At 74.2% G+C, this 18,072-nt stretch carries 19 protein-coding genes and 1 riboswitch; of the genes, 7 read left to right on the forward strand and 12 right to left on the reverse strand.

Features of this window, described 5'->3' with window-relative positions:
• Positions 1-54: 54 nt before the first annotated feature.
• The gene (locus MY520_RS15840) at positions 55-741 is read right to left on the reverse strand and encodes a hypothetical protein (RefSeq protein WP_436693357.1); all 687 of its coding nucleotides are present in this window, start codon (positions 739-741) and stop codon (positions 55-57) included.
• Complete coding sequence (locus MY520_RS15845; protein ID WP_436693359.1) at positions 738-1,538, reverse strand: alpha/beta hydrolase; 801 nt, start codon at positions 1,536-1,538, stop codon at positions 738-740. The genes MY520_RS15840 and MY520_RS15845 overlap by 4 nt, the downstream gene beginning before the upstream one ends.
• A 122-nt stretch (positions 1,539-1,660) precedes the next feature.
• On the opposite strand from MY520_RS15845, the gene MY520_RS15850 reads away from it, so the two are divergent.
• A complete protein-coding gene (locus tag MY520_RS15850; RefSeq protein ID WP_436693361.1) occupies positions 1,661-2,425 on the forward strand; it encodes a lysophospholipid acyltransferase family protein in 765 nt (254 codons plus the stop codon).
• A 60-nt stretch (positions 2,426-2,485) separates the two neighbouring features.
• On the opposite strand, the gene MY520_RS15855 is transcribed toward MY520_RS15850, so the two are convergent.
• Both MY520_RS15855 and glpK read right to left on the reverse strand, forming a co-directional pair.
• Positions 2,486-2,755 carry a DUF6221 family protein gene (locus tag MY520_RS15855; RefSeq protein ID WP_436693363.1) on the reverse strand — a complete coding sequence of 90 codons (270 nt, stop codon included), beginning with the start codon at positions 2,753-2,755 and terminating at the stop codon, positions 2,486-2,488.
• 31 nt (positions 2,756-2,786) lie between these two features.
• The gene (gene glpK, locus MY520_RS15860; RefSeq protein WP_436693365.1) at positions 2,787-4,262 is read right to left on the reverse strand and encodes a glycerol kinase GlpK; all 1,476 of its coding nucleotides are present in this window, start codon (positions 4,260-4,262) and stop codon (positions 2,787-2,789) included.
• A 78-nt stretch (positions 4,263-4,340) separates the two neighbouring features.
• Between glpK and MY520_RS15865 the strand changes: the two genes are divergently transcribed.
• On the forward strand, positions 4,341-4,826 hold the full coding sequence (locus tag MY520_RS15865) for a polyadenylate-specific 3'-exoribonuclease AS (protein WP_436693367.1): 486 nt from the start codon (positions 4,341-4,343) through the stop codon (positions 4,824-4,826).
• 21 nt (positions 4,827-4,847) lie between these two features.
• Here the strand turns inward: MY520_RS15865 and MY520_RS15870 are convergent, their stop codons facing one another.
• Both MY520_RS15870 and MY520_RS15875 read right to left on the reverse strand, forming a co-directional pair.
• Positions 4,848-5,708, reverse strand: coding sequence for an MBL fold metallo-hydrolase (locus tag MY520_RS15870; protein ID WP_436693369.1), 861 nt, complete (start codon positions 5,706-5,708; stop codon positions 4,848-4,850).
• Positions 5,709-5,834: 126 nt separating this feature from the next.
• Entirely contained in the window at positions 5,835-6,722 is an 888-nt protein-coding gene (locus MY520_RS15875; protein ID WP_436693371.1) for an NmrA family NAD(P)-binding protein, read from the reverse strand.
• Positions 6,723-6,801: 79 nt separating this feature from the next.
• Between MY520_RS15875 and MY520_RS15880 the strand changes: the two genes are divergently transcribed.
• Genes MY520_RS15880 through MY520_RS15890 form a run of 3 tightly spaced genes read left to right on the forward strand, consistent with a single transcriptional unit; the run spans position 6,802 to position 10,230 of the window.
• Complete coding sequence (locus MY520_RS15880) at positions 6,802-7,827, forward strand: 6-phosphofructokinase (protein WP_436693373.1); 1,026 nt, start codon at positions 6,802-6,804, stop codon at positions 7,825-7,827.
• A gap of 29 nt (positions 7,828-7,856) precedes the next feature.
• Positions 7,857-9,194, forward strand: coding sequence for a class II 3-deoxy-7-phosphoheptulonate synthase (locus MY520_RS15885; protein ID WP_436693375.1), 1,338 nt, complete (start codon positions 7,857-7,859; stop codon positions 9,192-9,194).
• Entirely contained in the window at positions 9,187-10,230 is a 1,044-nt protein-coding gene (locus tag MY520_RS15890) for a threonine aldolase family protein (protein WP_436693377.1), read from the forward strand. Before MY520_RS15885 ends, MY520_RS15890 begins: the two co-directional genes overlap by 8 nt.
• Before the next feature lie 43 nt (positions 10,231-10,273).
• On the opposite strand, the gene MY520_RS15895 is transcribed toward MY520_RS15890, so the two are convergent.
• From MY520_RS15895 to MY520_RS15920, 6 genes are all read right to left on the reverse strand, one after another.
• Complete coding sequence (locus MY520_RS15895) at positions 10,274-11,446, reverse strand: S8 family peptidase (protein WP_436693379.1); 1,173 nt, start codon at positions 11,444-11,446, stop codon at positions 10,274-10,276.
• 183 nt (positions 11,447-11,629) lie between these two features.
• Entirely contained in the window at positions 11,630-12,124 is a 495-nt protein-coding gene (gene bfr / locus MY520_RS15900; protein WP_436693381.1) for a bacterioferritin, read from the reverse strand.
• A 91-nt stretch (positions 12,125-12,215) separates the two neighbouring features.
• Positions 12,216-12,413: a (2Fe-2S)-binding protein gene (locus MY520_RS15905; protein WP_436693383.1), complete on the reverse strand. Its 198-nt coding sequence runs from the start codon at positions 12,411-12,413 to the stop codon at positions 12,216-12,218.
• Between the two features lie 285 nt (positions 12,414-12,698).
• A complete protein-coding gene (locus MY520_RS15910) occupies positions 12,699-13,595 on the reverse strand; it encodes a deoxyribonuclease IV (protein ID WP_436693385.1) in 897 nt (298 codons plus the stop codon).
• A gap of 30 nt (positions 13,596-13,625) precedes the next feature.
• Positions 13,626-15,620 carry a Stk1 family PASTA domain-containing Ser/Thr kinase gene (pknB, locus tag MY520_RS15915; protein WP_436693387.1) on the reverse strand — a complete coding sequence of 665 codons (1,995 nt, stop codon included), beginning with the start codon at positions 15,618-15,620 and terminating at the stop codon, positions 13,626-13,628.
• A gap of 97 nt (positions 15,621-15,717) precedes the next feature.
• Positions 15,718-17,175, reverse strand: a complete 1,458-nt coding sequence (locus MY520_RS15920; protein ID WP_436693389.1) for a glycine hydroxymethyltransferase — start codon at positions 17,173-17,175, stop codon at positions 15,718-15,720.
• A 27-nt stretch (positions 17,176-17,202) separates the two neighbouring features.
• Positions 17,203-17,289: riboswitch (ZMP/ZTP riboswitch) on the reverse strand.
• A gap of 91 nt (positions 17,290-17,380) precedes the next feature.
• On the opposite strand from MY520_RS15920, the gene MY520_RS15925 reads away from it, so the two are divergent.
• Positions 17,381-17,704, forward strand: coding sequence for an Rv2175c family DNA-binding protein (locus tag MY520_RS15925; protein WP_436693391.1), 324 nt, complete (start codon positions 17,381-17,383; stop codon positions 17,702-17,704).
• Positions 17,705-17,714: 10 nt separating this feature from the next.
• Positions 17,715-18,062 (forward strand): lycopene cyclase domain-containing protein, encoded by a 348-nt coding sequence (locus MY520_RS15930; protein WP_436693393.1) that lies wholly within the window; start codon positions 17,715-17,717, stop codon positions 18,060-18,062.
• Positions 18,063-18,072: the final 10 nt, after the last annotated feature.

Below are 18,072 nucleotides of genomic sequence, written 5' to 3' on the forward strand. Positions count from 1 at the left end.
ACCGACCCCCTCCTCCCCACCCCTCGCACCCGGGGCGGATCCGGGAGCGGGCCGCTAGACCACGGCGCCGTCGTCGCCGTCGTCCGTGGACCGCTCCCGCATGCGGGACACCAGCAGCGCCACCCCGCCGACGACGGCGGCCACCCCGAGCACCAGTCCCACGTCGGAGGTCAGGCCCAGCACCCGCGGGGCGACGACGAGGACCGCCCCGGCCGCGATGAGCAGGACCGCGTACAGCGAGGCGGGCGCCGGCGCCGGCACCGGCGGGGGCGGCGGCGGCTCGTAGTGCTCGTCCGGGCGGTCGAGGACCTCCGGCTCCGCGGGCGGCGGGGGCCCGGCGGGGGAGGGGTCCTCGTCGACTCCGGGGCGGCCGTTCTCGGCCTCGAACGCGGCCACGATCCGGGCCCACTCGGCGTCCTCGTCGACGTCCAGGCGGGCCGCGCGCGGCGCCCGGGTGCGTTCCTGCACGTGCTCGTCGGCCTGCTGCTCGACCAGCAGGCGGGCCTCCGCGGCGCGGCCGCGGTCGACGAAGAGCCGATCGGCCGGCGGGCTCGGCAGCGAGACGGTCCGCGTGTAGGGCTCCACGTCCGCCGACGGCTCCAGGTACGCGGCGATGCCGGCGTCGCGCAGCACGTCGAGCAGGTGCTCACCGACCCGCGGGTCGACGTCGCGCAGCGGCGCCCAGAGTGCGGCGTCCAGCCCGTTGTCCCGGCGGCCCCGGCCGCGGTGCGGCGTGCTCACGCGCCCTCCTCCAGGGCCGGTACGCGGGCGCGGATCCAGTCGACCGAGTCCGCGAAGATGCGTGGGGCGTCGTTGTCGAGGGTGGCCACGTGGTAGCTGTCCTCGAGGAGCACCTCGGCGGTGTCGGTGCTCGACACACCGGCCAGCAGCACCCGCACCGATGCCGGCTCGACGACGTGGTCGGTGACGCTGCGGAAGACCAGCAGGGGAGCGGTGACCCGGCCGAGGTCGGCACGGGTCGCCGTCCAGAGCCGCCGCAGGCCCAGCACCGCGCGGGTGGGCAGCTTGGGGTAGGCGAGCTCGGTGACGCCGGGCTTCTTGATGTCGTCGGCGATGGCCTTCCAGCTGGGGGTCAGCCGGGCCAGCAGCGGCAGCAGCTTGGCGTCCAGCCGCTCGGTCAGCAGCGACGGGTTGACCAGCACCAGGCCCGCGACGTCGTCCGGTCGCAACTCCGCCAGCCGGATCGCCAGGGTGCCGCCCATCGACAGCCCGGCGACGACCACCCGGTCGCACTCGGCGGTCAGGGCGTCCAGTCCTCCGGTGACGGCGTCCACCCAGTCCTGCTCGGTGGCGAGGTTGCAGTCCTGCCAGCGGGTGCCGTGGCCGGGCAGCAGCGGCGCCCGGACGGCGAAGCCCTCGGCGGCCAGGTGCTCGCCCCAGGGCCGCATGCTGAACGGCGAGCCGGTGAACCCGTGCACCAGCAGCACACCGGTGCCGCTCCCGCCCGGGCCGCCCGGGAAGGCGAACGGCTCGGCCCCGGGTCGCACGCCCGGTGCGGGTGCGTGGTCTGTGGGCACGGGAGGTCCTCCTCGACGTCGGGCGGCGATGCCGACCGGCAGGGCGGCGGGACCGGCGGAAAGGGACCTCACGTTGTCCATCGGCCACCGGGCTCCCTAGTCTGGCAGCCCCCGAGGGAGGCGTGTTGTTCTACTGGTTCCTCAAGTTCGTGGCGATCGGTCCGGTCGTGAAGCTGGTGTTGAGGCCGCAGGTCGAGGGCGTGGACAGCGTCCCCCGGAGTGGCGCGGCGATCCTGGCCAGCAACCACCTGTCCGCGGCCGACTGGGTGTTCATGCCCCTGTGCGTGCGCCGGCGGGTCACCTTTCTCGCCAAGGCGGAGTACTTCACCGGCTCGGGCGTGAAGGGTCTCCTGCAGCGCGCCTTCTTCTCCGGCGCCGGGCAGGTGCCGATCGACCGGTCCAGCGCCTCGGCCGCGGAGAACGCGATCCGCACCGGGCTGCGCATCCTGCAGGACGGCGGGCTGCTGGGCATCTACCCCGAGGGCACCCGCTCGCCCGACGGGCGGCTGTTCCGCGGCAAGACCGGCGTCGCCCGCATGGCGCTGGAGACCGGCGTCCCCGTCGTCCCGGTGGCGATGGTCTACCGGCGGCGCCGGCTGCCGCTCATCGGCACCAGGCTGCCCAAGGTGAGCGTGCGCTTCGGCCAGCCGCTGGACTTCAGCCGCTACGAGGGGCTGGCCGGGGACCGGTTCGTCGAGCGGTCGATCACCGACGAGATCATGTACGAGATCATGACGCTGTCGGCGCAGGAGTACGTCGACGTCTACGGCGCCACGGTCAAGAAGTCGATGGACGCCACGGGCGCCAGCGCCTCCGAGGTCGTCATGCGGATGCAGCCGCCCGTCGACGAGGCCGGGGACCGCGCCCCGGAGTCGCTGGCCGGCTGAGAGAGGACCCCCTCCTCCCCGCCTCTCTCAGGGTCGGGGCGGTGCCCTGGAGGGGGCCGATCACGGCCGCCACTCGTCGCGGTAGTGCGCGTGCGAGCTGTAGGTCTGCGCGATCAGCCGCAGCGCGTGGTCCATCGTGCCGCCGGTCAGCCCCCGGCCCTCGAGGTCGCGGAAGTACTGGACCAGCTGCCGCTTGGCCTCCACGTCCCGGAGCACGTGCTCGACGAGGGCACGGTTGGTCGGCGCCGGGCTGAGCTGCACGAAGCGGGCGGCCTCCTCGTCCTCGTCGAAGCGGGCCAGCAGGAAGGCGACGAGGTCTGGATCTCGCATGCGGGGGTGTCACTCCAGGTGTAGGGGGAGGTCAGGAGGTCCAGCGGCCGGCGCGGCCGACGGCGTCGCGCCAGCGGGTGTGCCGGCCGTCGTCCCGGCGCCCGGGCTCGGGCTCGAACCGGCGGTCGAGGGACCAGGTGCGGGACAGCTCGTCGGTGGTCTCCCAGACCCCGGTACCGAGGCCGGCGAGGAACGCCGCGCCGAGCGCCGTGGTCTCGGTGACCACCGGCCGCCGGACCGGGACGCCGAGCTGGTCGGCCTGCAGTTGCAGCAGCAGGTCGTTGGCGCTGGCGCCGCCGTCGGCCGACAGCTCCGGCACCTCCAGCCCGGCCTCGGTGACCATGACGTCGACGACGTCGCGCACCTCGAAGGCGATCGCCTCCAGCGTGGCCCGGGCGAGGTGTGCGCGCGTGGTGCCGCGGGTGATGCCCACGATCGCGCCGCGTGCGTGCGGGTCCCAGTGCGGCGCGCCCATGCCGGTGAGCGCGGGGACGAAGACCAGGTCGCCGGAGTCGGGGACGGTGCGGGCCAGGCCCTCGATCTCGGCGGCGGAGTCGATGAGGCCGAGCCCGTCGCGCAGCCACTGCACGGCGGCGCCGGTGACGAAGATGGATCCCTCGAGGGCGTAGACCAGCCCGTCGCCGAGGTCCCAGGCCACGGTGGTGAGCAGCCCGGCGCCGGAGCGGACGGGCGAGGTGCCGGTGTTGGTGAGCACGAACGAGCCGGTCCCGTACGTGCACTTGCTCATCCCGGGGGAGTAGCAGGCCTGGCCGAACAGCGCGGCCTGCTGGTCACCGGCGATGCCGGCGACCGGCAGCGCCAGGCCGAGGAACGCGTCGGGGTCGGTGGTGCCCACGACGCCGGAGCTGGGCACCACCTCGGGCAGCGCCGACCGGGGGACGCCGAACAGCGCGCACAGCTCGTCGGACCAGCCGCCGCGCTCCAGGTCGTAGAGCAGCGTGCGGGAGGCGTTGCTGGGGTCGGTGACGTGCGCGGCCCCGCCGGTCAGCCGGGAGACGACGAACGAGTCGACGGTGCCCAGGGCCAGCGCCCCGCCGTGGACCCCCTCCCACAGGCCGGGCTCCTCGCCGGCCAGCCAGGCGTACTTGGTGCCGGTGAAGTAGGGGTCCAACCGCAGCCCGGTCAGCTCGGCGACGCGCGGCTCGTGCCCGGCGTCGCGGAGCCGGTCGCAGATGCCGCTGGTGCGCCGGTCCTGCCAGACGATGGCCGGCCGGGGGGCCCGGCCGGTGCGCCGGTCCCACACCACCGCGGTCTCCCGCTGGTCGGTGATCCCGACGCAGGTCGGCTGCGCGGCGGTGCCGGCGAGCGCCTGCCGGCAGGCCGCGAGGGCCGCCGTCCAGATGTCCTCGGGCTCGTGCTCGACCCATCCCGGGCGGGGGAACAGCTGCGCGAACTCGCGGTACCCGCGGGAGAGGACCTCGCCGTCCTCGCCCACGACCAGGGCCGTCACCCCGGTCGTCCCCGCGTCGATCGCCAGCACCGGCATGGGGGGCAACTTATCCCGACCGGCTGGAAGTGGACCGGGAGCGGAGTCGGCGCAGGTCCGCCGCCTACGGTGGACGGTGTGCGGCGGTTCTTCTACGACACCGAGTTCATCGAGGACGGCTCGACGATCGACCTGGTGAGCATCGGCGTCGTCGACGAGACCGGCCGCGAGTTCTACGCGGTCAGCACCGAGTTCGACCCGGCCCGGGCGATCCCCTGGGTGCGGCGCAACGTGCTCGACCAGCTGCCGCCGCCGGCCGACCGGGCCTGGCGCAGCCGGCAGCGGATCCGCGACGACCTGCTGGCCTTCCTCACCGGCCCGGGCGAGGAGATCGAGCTGTGGGCGTGGTTCGCCGCCTACGACCACGTCGCGCTGTGCCAGCTGTGGGGCGCGATGCCGGCGCTGCCCCGGCCGATCCCGCGCTTCACCCGCGAGCTGCGGCAGCGCTGGGACGACCTGGGGCAGCCCCCGCTCCCGGCCAAGCCCGCCGGTGTGCACGACGCGCTGGTGGACGCCCGCTACAACCTGGCCCGGTGGCAGGCGATGGACGGCGCCCGGCGCTGACCCGGGCAGGCTCCGCGACGGTCAGCCGGGGCGCACGGGGGTCGTCTCCGGCGCGGCCTCGGTCCGCGGCACCGGCACCCCGGCGCGCTGCATCTCGGTCAGCGCGGCGACCAGCTGGGTGAACTCGTCGGCGCTCGGCGGCACGAAGGGCTCGGCCGACGGCACCTGCTGCAGCACCGCCAGGAAGTCCTCGAGCGCCGTCCCCTCGGCGGCGGGGAGGTGCGAGGAGAAGATCCGGGTGGGCCGGATCCGGCGCACCCGGTCGAGGACCTGGCCGAACTCGGCCGGCTCGGTGAGGTGCACCCACGGCGAGTCCGACGTCGCCCAGCCGAGCATGCCGCCCGCGAGCGCCTCCGGCGGCACGTCGGCGGCCGACTGCGTCGGCTCCGGCAGGATCGCGCCGAACGCGTCGACGCTGAACAGCGCGCCCGTGGAGCGGTCGAGCAGCCCGGTGGACGTCGGGTTGTCGAACAGCGGCGGCGCGACGGCGGTGAGCGTGCGGTCCCCGACGTGGATCTCGTCGCCGGGCCGGATGGCGTGCACCCGGTCCATCGGCAGCGGCCACCACGTCGACATCCGCAGGGCCGAGAACCCGTGGGTGACCAGCCTGGCCTGCGGTGCCAGCTCCATGACGCGCCGGAGGCTGCCGGTGTGGTCGGCGTCGTCGTGGGTGAGCCAGATCCACCGCAGCCGCTCCGGGGCGATGAGCGAGCTCAGCGCGTCGACGAAGTCGTCCTCGTCGACGCCGAGGCCGGTGTCGACGAGCACCGGTTCCTCGGCGGTGATGAGGTAGGCGTTGACCGGCAGGACGCCCATCCCGGGGAGCTCCAGGTTGGCGGGCAGCACGTGGACGTCGGCCGAGGCCCGGTAGGGACTGTCCATGGGACACCTCCGGCTGTGGTGCGGAGCGGCGCCGGAGCTGAGCCCGCTCGCCGGCGAAGCTAGGCGCGCCGGGGGCCGCGGGCCAGGGCACTTGTGCTCCAGCCGGGCGCCGCTCCGCGGCCCGGCTCAGGGCCGCAGGTGCGCCCAGTCCCCGGGGTGGGCGCGCAGGTGCTCGGCCACCGTCCGCGCCGGGCGCCCGGTGAGCGCGGGGACGACGTCGGTGACGGCGGCCAGCTCCCCGGCGGCGATCGCGAGGTAGCTGGTCACCCAGCCCTCGATCTCCCAGTCGGGGTGACCGGAGGGCCGGCGGGTCGCCCACGCCTCCTCGACGGTCTGCCGGCGGTAGACCGCGGGCAGGCCGCAGACCTGGGTGAGGACGGCGGCGGCGTCGTCCAGCGACAGCGCCTCGGGGCCGGTCACCTCGAGCGTCTGCCCGTCGAGGGCGGCGGAGTCGTCGAGCAGTGCCGCCGCCGCGACGTCGGCGCAGTCGTCCCGGGACACGAACGCCGCCCGCCCGTCGCCGGCCGGCGCGGCGATCACCGCCCGGCCCTCCTCGAGGGTGGCGAAGAACGGCACGAAGTCGGCGTACATCGCGTGCCGCAGGAAGGTGGCCCGCACGCCGGTGGCAGAGATCGCGTCCTCGGTGACCGCGTGCTGGCGGGCCAGGGTGAAGACGGCGTCGGGTGCGGCGCCGAGGAACGAGGTGTAGACGATCCGCTGGACGCCGGCGTCCGCGGCGGCCCGGACGGCGGTGAGGTGCTGCTGCACGCGGTCCTCGGCCTCGGCCGCGGACACCAGGTACAGGGTGTGCACGCCGGCCAGCGCGGCGGCGAACCCCGGGCCGTCGGCGTACCCGTCCGGCGCGGCCGCGACCGAGACGCCCGGCAGCCGCGGTGCGCGGGCCGGGTCGCGGACGACCAGCCGGAGCGCCACGTCGTCCCGCCCGGCCAGGCGGCGGGCGACCCGGCCGCCGAGGGCGCCGGTGGCCCCGGAGACGGCGATGGTGCGGCTCACGAGTGCGACCGGGCGAGGTGCGGCATCATGGCCCGCACCAACCCCTGAGCAGCGCGAACCCTTCCCGCGGAGGACCCCCATGCGCATCGGCATCCTGACCGGCGGCGGTGACTGCCCGGGCCTCAACGCGGTCATCCGAGCCGTCGTCCGCAAGAGCATCAGCCAGCACGGCGACGAGGTCGTCGGGTTCCGCGACGGCTGGCGCGGGGTCCTCGACGCCGACACCGTGCCGATGGACCTGCGCGCCGTCCGCGGCATCCTGCCGCGCGGCGGCACCGTGCTCGGCACGTCCCGCACCAACCCGTACGCGCTGGAGGGCGGCGTGGACCGGGTGATGGCCACCCTCGAGAAGCTGAGCATCGACGCGCTCATCCCCATCGGCGGGGAGGACACCCTCGGCGTGGCCACGAAGCTGGCCGACGCCGGCGTGCGGGTGGTCGGGGTCCCGAAGACCATCGACAACGACCTGGACGCCACCGACTACACGTTCGGCTTCGACACCGCGCTGGGGGTGGCCACCGAGGCGATCGACCGGCTGCACACCACCGGCGACAGCCACCACCGCACGCTGGTCGTCGAGGTCATGGGCCGGCACGCCGGCTGGATCGCGCTGCACGCCGGGATGGCCGGGGGTGCCACCGTCGTCCTCATCCCCGAGCAGCCCTTCGACGTCGACGCCGTCGTCGGTCACTGCCAGCACCGGTTCGACTCCGGCTACTCGCCGATCGTCGTCGTCTCCGAGGGGGCGGTGGCCAAGGGCGGGGACCTCGTGCTGGCCGCGGGGGAGAAGGACGCCTTCGGGCACGTCCGGCTCGGGGGTATCGGCACCGCGCTGGCCTCGCTGATCGAGCACCGCACCGGCCGCGAGGCGCGGGCGGTCGTGCTGGGCCACATCCAGCGCGGCGGCACGCCGTCCCCCTTCGACCGGGTGCTGGCCACCCGCTTCGGGCTGGCCGCCGTGGACGCGGTCCACGACGGGCAGTCCGGGGTCATGGTCGCCCTGCGCGGCACCGACATCGTCCAGGTGCCGCTGTCGGCGGCGACCGCTCAGCTCAAGCTGGTGCCGGTGGAGCGCTACGCGGAGGTGGAGGTCTTCTTCGGCTGACCGGCGGGGCACCCGTACCCTGTGGAGGCGTGACCCTCACCGACCCCGCGGATGTGGTTCCCGGCCTGGACCGGTGGCGTGAGCTGCCCGCCGCCCAGCAGCCGGAGTGGCCCGACCGGGCCGCACTGGACTCCGTCCTGTCCACCCTCTCCTCGGTCCCGCCGATCGTCGCCCCCTCCGAGGTCGACGAGCTGCGCGGCAGGCTGGCGGAGGTGGCGCAGGGCCGGGCGTTCCTGCTGCAGGGCGGCGACTGCGCGGAGACCTTCGACCTCAACACCGACGCGCACCTGCAGAGCACCACGCGGACGCTGCTGCAGATGGCCGTCGTCCTCACCTACGGCGCCAGCGTGCCGGTGGTGAAGGTCGGGCGGGTCGCCGGTCAGTACGCCAAGCCGCGGTCGTCGAACATCGACGCGCTCGGCCTGCCCTCCTACCGGGGCGACATGGTCAACGCGCTCGAGCCGGTGCTCGAGCAGCGCATCCCGGATCCGCACCGCCTGGTGCGCGCCTACGCCAACTCCGCGGCGGCCATGAACATGATCCGCGCCTACGCGCGCGGCGGGCTGGCCGACCTGCACGCGGTCCACGACTGGAACAAGGACTTCGTCGCCAACTCCCCGGCCGGGGTGCGGTACGAGGTGATCGCGCGGGAGATCGACAGGGCGCTGGCGTTCATGAAGGCGTGCGGCGTGGACGACACCGCGCTGCGCGGCGTCGAGCTCTACAACAGCCACGAGGCGCTCATCCTCGACTACGAGCGGGCGCTGCTGCGGGTGCACGGCGGCCGGCCCTACGCCTCGTCGGCGCACTTCGTCTGGATCGGCGAGCGGACCCGCCAGCTCGACGGTGCGCACGTGGAGTTCATGTCGCGGATCGCCAACCCGATCGGCGTCAAGATCGGCCCGACGACGACGCCGGAGCAGGCCACCGAGCTGGTCGAGCGGCTGGATCCCGAGGGCATCCCCGGCCGGCTGACCATGATCAGCCGGATGGGCAACGGCAAGATCCGCGACGTCCTCCCGGCGATCGTCGAGAAGGTCACCGCCAGCGGGCACTCGGTCGTGTGGCAGTGCGACCCGATGCACGGCAACACGCACGAGTCCTCCACCGGCTACAAGACCCGGCACTTCGACCGCATCGTCGACGAGGTGCTCGGCTTCTTCGACGTCCACCGGGCGCTGGGCACCTGGCCGGGCGGCATCCATGTCGAGCTCACCGGCGAGGACGTCACCGAGTGCCTCGGCGGCGCGATGGAGATCAGCGACGAGGACCTCAACAGCCGGTACGAGACGGCCTGCGACCCGCGACTGAACACCGGCCAGTCGCTGGAGCTGGCCTTCCTCGTCGCCGAGATGCTGCGTGGCTGAAGCGCTCGTCGACCTCCGCTCCGACACCGTCACGAGGCCGTCGCCCGGCATGCGCCGGGCGATGGCCGACGCCGAGGTCGGGGACGACGTCTACGGCGAGGACCCGACGATCCGGGCGCTGGAGGAGCGAGTCGCCGGCCTGCTGGGCCACGAGGCGGCGCTGTTCGTGCCCTCGGGGACCATGGGCAACCAGATCGGCATGCGCCTGGTCTGCGAGCCGGGCCAGGAGGTGCTCTGCGACGCCGACGCGCACGTGGTCACCTACGAGATGGGTGCCGCGGCCGCGGTGTTCGGCATCTCGACGCGCACAGTGGTCTCTGGTGGTGGGGGGCAGGAGGGCGGGACAGCGGCCAGCGGCCGGCTGGACGCCGACGCGCTGATCGCCCAGGTGCGCCCGCGCGACGACTGGCACCTGACCGCCACCGCCGCGATCGCCGTGGAGAACACCCACAACCGCGGCGGCGGCCTGGTGCAGCCGCTGGCGCAGCTCGAGCGGCTGTGGGCGTGGTCGCGGGAGGCCGACGTGGCCGTCCACCTGGACGGGGCCCGGCTGTTCAACGCCTCCGTCGCCGCCGGGATCGACCTGGCGACCTACGGACGGCTCGCCGACACCGCGTCGGTCTGCCTGTCCAAGGGACTGGGCGCGCCGGTCGGGTCGGTGCTGGTCGCCGCGGCGGAGCGGATCGCGGCCGGCCGGCTGTGGCGCAAGCGCCTCGGCGGGGGGATGCGGCAGGCCGGCGTCCTCGCCGCGGCCGGGCTGTACGCGCTGGACCACCACGTGGCCCGGCTGGCCGGGGACCACGAGCACGCGCGCCTGCTGGCCAAGCGGCTCGGGGTCGACCCGGCGTCGGTCGAGACGAACATGGTCGTGCTGGACGACGTCCCGGCGCCGCTGGTCGCCGAGGCGGCGAAGGCGCAGGGCGTGCTCGTGTCCCAGGTGAGCCCGCGGCGGGTCCGGCTGGTCACGCACCTGGACGTGGACCGGGCGGCGGTCGACCGCGCCGCCGACGTGCTCGCGGGCATCCTGGACCGCTGAACCGGGGCCGGGCCGCCCCTCGTGGGACGGCCCGGCGCCTCGGTCACCAGGTGCTGTACAACAGGTCGTCGTTCGGCGTCTTCCCCGTGTCCGTGACCACCACCCCGTCAGAGGCGGCGTTCAGGACCGCCGTGGCCACAGCCGACGGGACAGCCGTCGGCGCGCCCTGCAGATACAGCGCCGCCACCCCGGCGACGTGGGGCGTGGCCATCGACGTCCCGCTGATCGTGCTGGTCGCCTTGTTGTTCGTGTGCCAGGCACTGGTGATCCCCACGCCGGGTGCGAAGAGGTCGACGCACGCGCCGTTGTTGCTGAAGGAGGCGGCGGCGTCGTTCCGGTCGGTCGCCCCGACGGTCAGGGCGGTGTCGACACGGGCCGGGGAGACGCTGCAGGCGTCCTGCGGGACGCCGGCCGCGTCGCCGTTGCCCGCGGCCACTGCGACGGTGACGCCGCTGGCGATGACCCGCGCCACCGCCTCGTCGAGTTCGGTGCTGGCCGGGCCGCTGAGGCTCATGTTCACGACGGCGGCCCCGGGGGCGGGGTGTCCGATGATCCAGTCCAGGCCGGCGATGACACCGGCGACGCTGCCGTTGCCGCGGCAGTCGAGCACTCGCACGGCGACCAGCGACACGCCCTTGGCCACGCCGTAGGTGGACCCGCCGATGGTGCCGGCGACGTGGGTCCCGTGGCCGTTGCAGTCCTGCGCAGTCCCACCCCAGGCGTCGTATCCCGCTCTCGCCCGTCCACCGAACTGCGAGTGTGCGGTGCGGATGCCCGTGTCGACGACGAACGCGGTGACCGCGGAACTGGTGGCCGAGTAGGTGTAGGAGCCGCTGAGGGGGAGTTTGCGCTGGTCGATGCGGTCGAGGCCCCAGGGTGCGCGGGCTTGGGTCGCGGTGGCCTGCACCGGCTGGTCGGCCACGACCTCGACCATGCCAGGGAGGTCGGCCAGACGGCGGGCGGCGGCGGGCGCCAGCGTGACGGCGAACCCGTGCAGCGCCTCGGTGTACACGTGGTCGATCCGCCCACCCAGTCCCCGTGCGCGCTCGGCGGCGGCCGCGGGGAGCGTCCCGGGGTCCACGGTGACGATGTAGGAGCTGAGTGGCGAGCCGGGTGTGGCGTCACCAGGGGCGGCGGACGCCGGAGCGGCCGCGGCCCCCAGACCAGCGACGGCCAGCGCCGCGAGGGCGGAGGCCAGGGTTCGGCGCGAGGGCACAGGACTCTCCTGGGTTCGGTCATCGGGGCCCCGGGGCCGGGGCTCCGACAGCGAACACGGCGGGAGAGATCACATCCAGTCACCACGCAGACGCGTTACGTGTGTGACGCCCGGGGAGCAGCGTCGGTCCCGGACACGTCGACGGGCCCGCCCCCGGAGGGTGCGGGCCCGTTGCGCGTGCGACTACTCGGCGTGGTCGCCGGGCGTCGGGTGCTCGATCTGGCCGGCCAGATAGAGCGCCTCACCGAGGGTGTCGAGCAGGTGCAGCTGGGTCTCGAGGTAGTCGATGTGGTGCTCCTCGTCGGCGAGGATCTCCTCGAAGAGGTTCTTGCTGACGCGGTCACCCACCGACTCGCAGTAGGGGATGGCCTCGCGCAGCCGAGCCAGCACCTCGACCTCGACCGCCATGTCGGACTCGAACTGCTCGCGCACGGTCTGCCCGATCCGCAGGGGCAGCAGCTTCTGGTAGTTCGGCAGGCCCTCGAGGAAGAGGATGCGGTCGGTCAGCCGCTCCGCGTGGGTCATCTCCTCGATGGACTCGTCACGGGTGTGCTTGGCGAGCTTGTTGTAGCCCCAGTTCGCCTGCATCTTCGCGTGCAGGAAGTACTGGTTGATGGCGGTGAGCTCGCTGGTCAGCTGCTCGTTGAGGTACTCGATGACCCGTGCGTCACCCTGCATGGCGCTCCTCCTGTCTCGGCTGGGACGGAGGCTAGCGGGGATCGCCGGCAGCCGAGGAACTCAGGTCGGCCTTGCCATGCACAGCCTGTCCTCAGGCAGCGGGCTCGCGGAGCTCCAGGCCGTGCAGCGGGTCGGCGGCGCGCAGCCGGTCGCAGATGCGGTCCAGGCAGCTGCCGCAGCCGGTGCCGGCGCCGCTGACCTCACCGACCTCCTCCTCGGTGCGCGCTCCGTCGGCGATCACACCGGCCAGCTGGTTCTCGCTGACGGCGAAGCAGAGGCAGACGTACACGCGCGGCGCTCCTGAGGCCAGGGGAAGGAAAGGCACGCCTAACTTAGCTGAGCCTCAGCGGTGTGCCAAGGGTCACCGGACGGTTCTGTACCGGGACTTCTGACGTACGCCCTCGCCTTCGCCGGTGATCACCACCCGTCGGCGGCGTCGGTCGCCGATCCGGCGCCGCGACGGGAGGTGATCACACCGCCAGGCCGGCAGCGATCCGTGCGACCAGCCGGTGCAGATCGGCGGTCACGAACAGCACGCGCCGGCCGACCGCGGTCGGGGGTCGACCCGTCGCGCTCAGGCGGCCGCGGCCAGCCCGGCGTCGCGCAGCGACGTCAGCAGCGCGATGTCGCCCGCGTGCCCGGCCCACGCGACGCCGTCCCGCTCGCTGGGCGTCTCCACGACGAGGGGGACGCCGGCCGTCGAGGGGTGGGCCAGCAGCTCGGCGAACGGGCCGGTGCCGTAGGCGCCGCCGCCGATGGTCCCGGCCCCGATGGTCGTGTGCCGGTCCCGCTTGGAGCCGCACTCGTCGAGGGAGTCGTTGGCGTGCACCAGGCCGAGCCGGCCGGGACCGACGCTCGCCTCGAGCGCGTCGAGGGTGGCCGTCATGCCGCCGGGGACGGAGAGGTCGTGGCCGGCCGCCCAGGCGTGGCAGGTGTCGAAGCAGACGCCGACCAGGGGGTGCCGGTCGAGCGCGTCGAGGTAGGGGCCGAGGTCCTCGACGGTCGCGGCCAGCGACCTGCCGCCGCCCGCCGTCGGCTCGACGAGCAGTCGCGGGCCGTCGTCGGGGGCCGCGTCGAGGACCGGCAGGAGCCGCTCGTGCAGCTGGCGCAGCGCGTCGTCGTAGCGGTCCTCGCCGACGGCGGAACCGGCGTGCACCACCACGCCCTGGCACCCGAGCTGCGCGCCGCGGGCCAGGTTGTGCGCGATCGTGGCGATCGACTGCTCGACGGTGGCCTCGGTGGGGGAGCCGACGTTGACCAGGAACGGCGTGTGGATGAACGAGGGCACGCCGCGCTCGGCGCAGCCGGCGGTGAACAGCGCGTCCTGCGTCGGGTCGCCGTCGCTGAGCCGCCAGCCGCGGGGGTTGCCGACGAAGACCTGCACGGCGCGCGCGTCGACGGCGTCGGTGTAGGCCAGCCCGCCCTTGGCCAGTCCACCCTTGATCTGGATGTGCGCGCCGATCGGCGGCACACCTGGAGCAGTACGCAGAGCTCTTCCGTTCTATCCGAAGGTCACCAGGATCGTGACCTGGGTGCCGATGTCGACGACCTCACCCGCAGCCGGGCTCTGCCGCAGCACGCGGTTGCCGAAGAACTCGTTGACCTCGACCTTCAGCCCGGCCGCCTCCAGGGCCGCCCGCGCGTCCGCCTCGCTGCTGCCGACGACGTCCGGCACCGTCACCTGCGGCACCCCGACCGACACCTGGATGGTCACCGTGCTCTCGTGCGGCGCCTGCGTGCCGGCCCCCGGGGTGACCGCCATGACCTCGCCGGCGTCGACGTCGACGCTGCGGCCCTCGGTCCGCTCGACGGTGAAGTCGAGGTTCTCCAGGTTCGTCGTCGCCGCCTCGGGCGTCAGGCCGATGACGTCGGGGATGGTCACCGGCTCGTGCCCGCGGCTGACGAAGATGGTCAGCGGCTGGTCGCGCACCAGCTCGGTGCCGGCCTCGGGCTCGAACCCCGTGACGTGGCCGACCGGGATGTCGTTGTCGTAGTCCTGCACGACGGTGGCGACGACGGGGATGGAATCGGTGATCTCGGCCTGGACCTCGTCCAGCGGCCGGCCGACCATCGCCGGGTCGACCTCGAAACGCTCGGGGCCCTTGGAGACGACGAGCGACACGTCGGTGCCGCGGATGGCCTCACCGCCGTCGGGGTCGGCGGAGATGACGACTCCCTCGGCGACCTCCTCGCTGAACTGCTCCTCGCAGCAGTCGGGGGTGAGCCCCGCCTCCTGCAGGAGGTCGATCGCGGCCGCCTGCTCCTTGCCGACCAGCTGCGGGACCGTCGTCCAGCGGCCGGACCCCAGCCACCAGCCGACCGCGCCGATGGTGATCGCGAGCAGCAGGACGACGGCGACGGCGAACCGGGCGCGGCGGCGGCGGATGTGCTGCGGCACGCCGGGCCGGCGCTGCTCCAGCGGCGGGCGGCGGCCGGCCACGTCGGTGGTCGGGCCGGGGCCCATGCCGGGCAGCATCGAGGTGCGCGAGCCGCGGCCCGGGCGCGTGCCGGTGCTGCCGAGCACCTCGGTGCCGTCGGCGGGCCCGGGGTCGCTGGGGTGCCGCGGGCGGCCGGGCCGGTTGGTCGGGCGCAGGGTGCCCGGGCCGGCGTTGCTCCGGCCGGTGGGCACCGGGACCCGCTCGATGCCGAGGTCGTTGCGCACGTCCTCGAGGTCGGCGAGGAAGGCGCCGGCGTCCAGCGGCCGGACGGCGGGATCGCGGCGGGTGGTGCGGGCGACCAGCTCGTCGACCTCCCAGGGGATGCCCGGCACCTCGTCCGACGGCGTGGGCATGTCGTGGTGCACGTGCTGGTAGGCCACCGCGAGCGGGGTGTCTCCCCCGTAGGGCGGGTGGCCGGTGAGCATCTCGAAGAGCACGACCCCGGCGGCGTAGACGTCGCTGCGCGCGTCGGCCTTGCCGCGCTCGAGCTGCTCGGGGGAGAGGTAGGCGACGGTGCCGATCAGCACGCCGCCGGTGTGGCTGGTCTGACCGGTGCCGGTGAGCGCGCGGGCCAGACCGAAGTCGGCGACCTTCACCACGCCGTCCTGCCCGATGAGGACGTTCTCCGGCTTGATGTCGCGGTGCACGATGCCGGCGCGGTGCGCGGCGGTCAGGCCGGACAGGACGGGCTCGAGGACGGCGAACGCCTCGCCGATGGTGAGCCGGCCGCGGGCCTGGAGGAGGTCGCGCAGCGTGCGCCCGCGGACCAGCTCCATGACGAGGAAGACCAGGCCCTGGTCGCTGCCCTGGTCGCTGACCGAGACGACGTTGGGGTGGCTGAGCATCGCCGCGGCCCGCGCCTCGCGGGTGAACCGGTCGACGAACGTGGGGTCGTGCGCCAGGTGCTCGGCCATGACCTTGACCGCGACCGTCCGGTGCAGCCGCAGGTCCTGGGCGGCGTAGACGGTCGACATGCCGCCGCGCGCCAGCCGCTCCTGGAGGTGGTAGCGCCCCTCCAGGACGAGGCCGACCACGGGGTCGGTCACGGCGGTCTCCACCTGGTCGAGTGTAGGAGTGACGGAGCTGTTCGCCGCTCCTACACGCGGGTGTGACCGGTGTGGCGGTTCACCCGTCACACCGGCCACCTCCTGCCCTTCAGGCCAGGTCGAGGCCGGGGTAGAGCGGGTGCTCCGCCAGCAGCTCCGCGGCTGCGGCACGGGTCCGGTCGGCCAGCCCGTCCGTCGTCGCGTACTTGGCCTTCGAGGGCGAGCCGTCGCGGGTGGCGGTGGGCGTGGTGCCCGAGAGGACGTCGACGATCAGCTCCGCGGTGCGGTCGAAGTCGGCCGCCCCGAAGCCGCGGGTGGTGAGCGCGGGCGTGCCCAGCCGGATGCCGGAGGTGTACCAGGCGCCGTTCGGGTCGGCCGGGACGGCGTTGCGGTTGGTGACGATGCCGGCGTCGAGCAGCGCGGACTCCGCCTGCCGCCCGGTGAGCCCGAAGTTCGAGACGTCGATGAGCACCAGGTGGTTGTCGGTGCCGCCGGTCACCAGGGTGGCGCCGCGCCGGGTCAGGCCCTCCGCGAGGCTCTGCGCGTTGTCGGCCACCGCCTGGGCGTAGCCGGCGAACTCCGGACGGCGCGCCTCGGCCAGCGCGACGGCCTTCGCGGCCATGACGTGCGGCAGCGGGCCGCCGAGCACCATCGGGCAGCCGCGGTCGACCGCGTCGGCGAACTCGGGCTGGGCGAGCACCATGCCGCCGCGCGGCCCGCGCAGCGACTTGTGCGTGGTGGTGGTGACGACGTGCGCGTGCGGCACCGGGTCGAAGTCGCCGGTGAACACCTTGCCGGCGACCAGCCCGGCGAAGTGCGCCATGTCGACGACCAGCGTGGCACCCACCTCGTCGGCGATCTCCCGCATGGCCGCGAAGTCCACCCGGCGCGGATAGGCGGAGTAGCCGGCGATGAGGATCAGTGGCCGGAACTCGCGGGCCCGCGCGCGCACGGCGGCGTAGTCGAGCAGCCCGGTGGCGGGGTCGGTGCCGTAGGAGGACTGCTCGAACATCTTGCCGCTGATGTTGGGTCGGAAGCCGTGGGTGAGGTGGCCGCCGGCGTCCAGCGACATGCCGAGCATCCGCTGGTCGCCGAGGGCCCGGCGCAGCGTCGCCCAGTCCGCGTCGGTGAGCTCGTTGACGTGCCGGACGCCGGCCTTCTCCAGTGCCGGCGCCTCGACGCGGGAGGCCAGCACCGCCCAGAAGGCGACCAGGTTGGCGTCGATGCCCGAGTGCGGCTGCACGTAGGCGTAGGGGGCGCCGAACAGCTCGCGGGCGTGCTCGGCGGCCAGCGCCTCGACGGTGTCGACGTTCTGGCAGCCGGCGTAGAAGCGGTGCCCGACGGTGCCCTCGGCGTACTTGTCGCTGAACCAGTTGCCCATGGTCAGCAGCACGGCCGGGCTGGCGTAGTTCTCGCTGGCGATGAGCTTGAGCGAGGACCGCTGGTCGGCGAGCTCGGCGCCGATGGCCTCGGCCACGCGGGGCTCCACGGCCCCGATGACCTCCAGGGCACTGCGGTAGGCCGCGGATGCGGTGGCGGCGTCGGTGGGGGCGGTGACGTCGGTCATGGGGGGCTCCAGCGCGGGTGTCGACTCAGGAGGTGCCCAGGCGCCCGGCGGGGTTGGTGCGGGCCGCTCCCCGGTGGTCGGTCCCACCTCGATGCGCCAGTCACGGCCCCGGAGCGATCCTAGCCGCGCGGCCGGGAGCGGCCGGAACGGTGTCCCGGGGGGACGTCGGCGGCGCCCGCCGGAGCGGGCCATAGGCTCGGACCCCATGGAGACGCTCACCCCCGCGGAGGTCGCCGCAGTCCTGGGGGTCTCGCCCAACCGGGTCCGCCAGTTGCTGCGCGAGCGCAAGCTCATGGCGGTGCCCGGCAGCGGCAACGGCCGGATACCGGCCGACTTCCTGCAGGACGGCGCCGTCCTCAAGCACCTGCCCGGCCTGATCACCGTGCTCCGGGACGGCGGGTTCAGCGACGAGGAGGTCTTCGAGTGGCTGTTCCGCGCCGACGAGTCGCTGCCCGGCACGCCCGTGGCGGCGCTGCGCAACGACCGGCACACCGAGGTCACCCGGCGCGCCCAGGCTCTGGCGTTCTGACGGGGTGCGCGTGGGGCACCTGACGTACCTGGCGCTGCTGGCCGGCTGCCTGGTCGTCACCGCCCCCCTCGAGCTGCTGCTGCGGGTGCGGGTCTACGCCCGGTGGCGGCGGCTGCTGCTGGCCGTCGTCCCGGAGTTCGTCGTCTTCGTCGTCTGGGTCCTGTACGCGATCGCGCAGGGTCACTGGGACTACTCGGGCGCCCTGACCCTCGGCGTCCGGCTGCCCGGTGGCATCCCGGTCGAGGAGGTGCTGTTCTTCCTCGTCGTCCCGCTGTGCTCGGTGCTGGCGCTGGAGGCGGTGCGGAAGGTGACCGGCTGGGACGCCGGCTACCCCGCGGAGGAGGCGGACGCGCCGTGAGCTACTCGAC

Origin of the sequence: Geodermatophilus sp. CPCC 205506, from assembly GCF_051383635.1 — a bacterium.
In the GTDB taxonomy this organism is placed as follows: Bacteria; Actinomycetota; Actinomycetes; order Mycobacteriales; family Geodermatophilaceae; genus Geodermatophilus.

Bases quoted from the DNA above. Each gene is read 5' to 3' on its own strand.
- MY520_RS15880 (WP_436693373.1), top strand. From the start codon at position 6,802: ATGCGCATCGGCATCCTGACCGGCGGCGGTGACTGCCCGGGCCTCAAC.
- glpK (WP_436693365.1), bottom strand. From the start codon at position 4,262: ATGCCGGTGCTGGCGATCGACGCGGGGACGACCGGGGTGACGGCCCTG.
- MY520_RS15870 (WP_436693369.1), bottom strand. From the start codon at position 5,708: ATGGACAGTCCCTACCGGGCCTCGGCCGACGTCCACGTGCTGCCCGCC.
- MY520_RS15925 (WP_436693391.1), top strand. From the start codon at position 17,381: ATGGAGACGCTCACCCCCGCGGAGGTCGCCGCAGTCCTGGGGGTCTCG.
- MY520_RS15855 (WP_436693363.1), bottom strand. From the start codon at position 2,755: ATGCGAGATCCAGACCTCGTCGCCTTCCTGCTGGCCCGCTTCGACGAG.
- MY520_RS15920 (WP_436693389.1), bottom strand. From the start codon at position 17,175: ATGACCGACGTCACCGCCCCCACCGACGCCGCCACCGCATCCGCGGCC.
- bfr (WP_436693381.1), bottom strand. From the start codon at position 12,124: ATGCAGGGTGACGCACGGGTCATCGAGTACCTCAACGAGCAGCTGACC.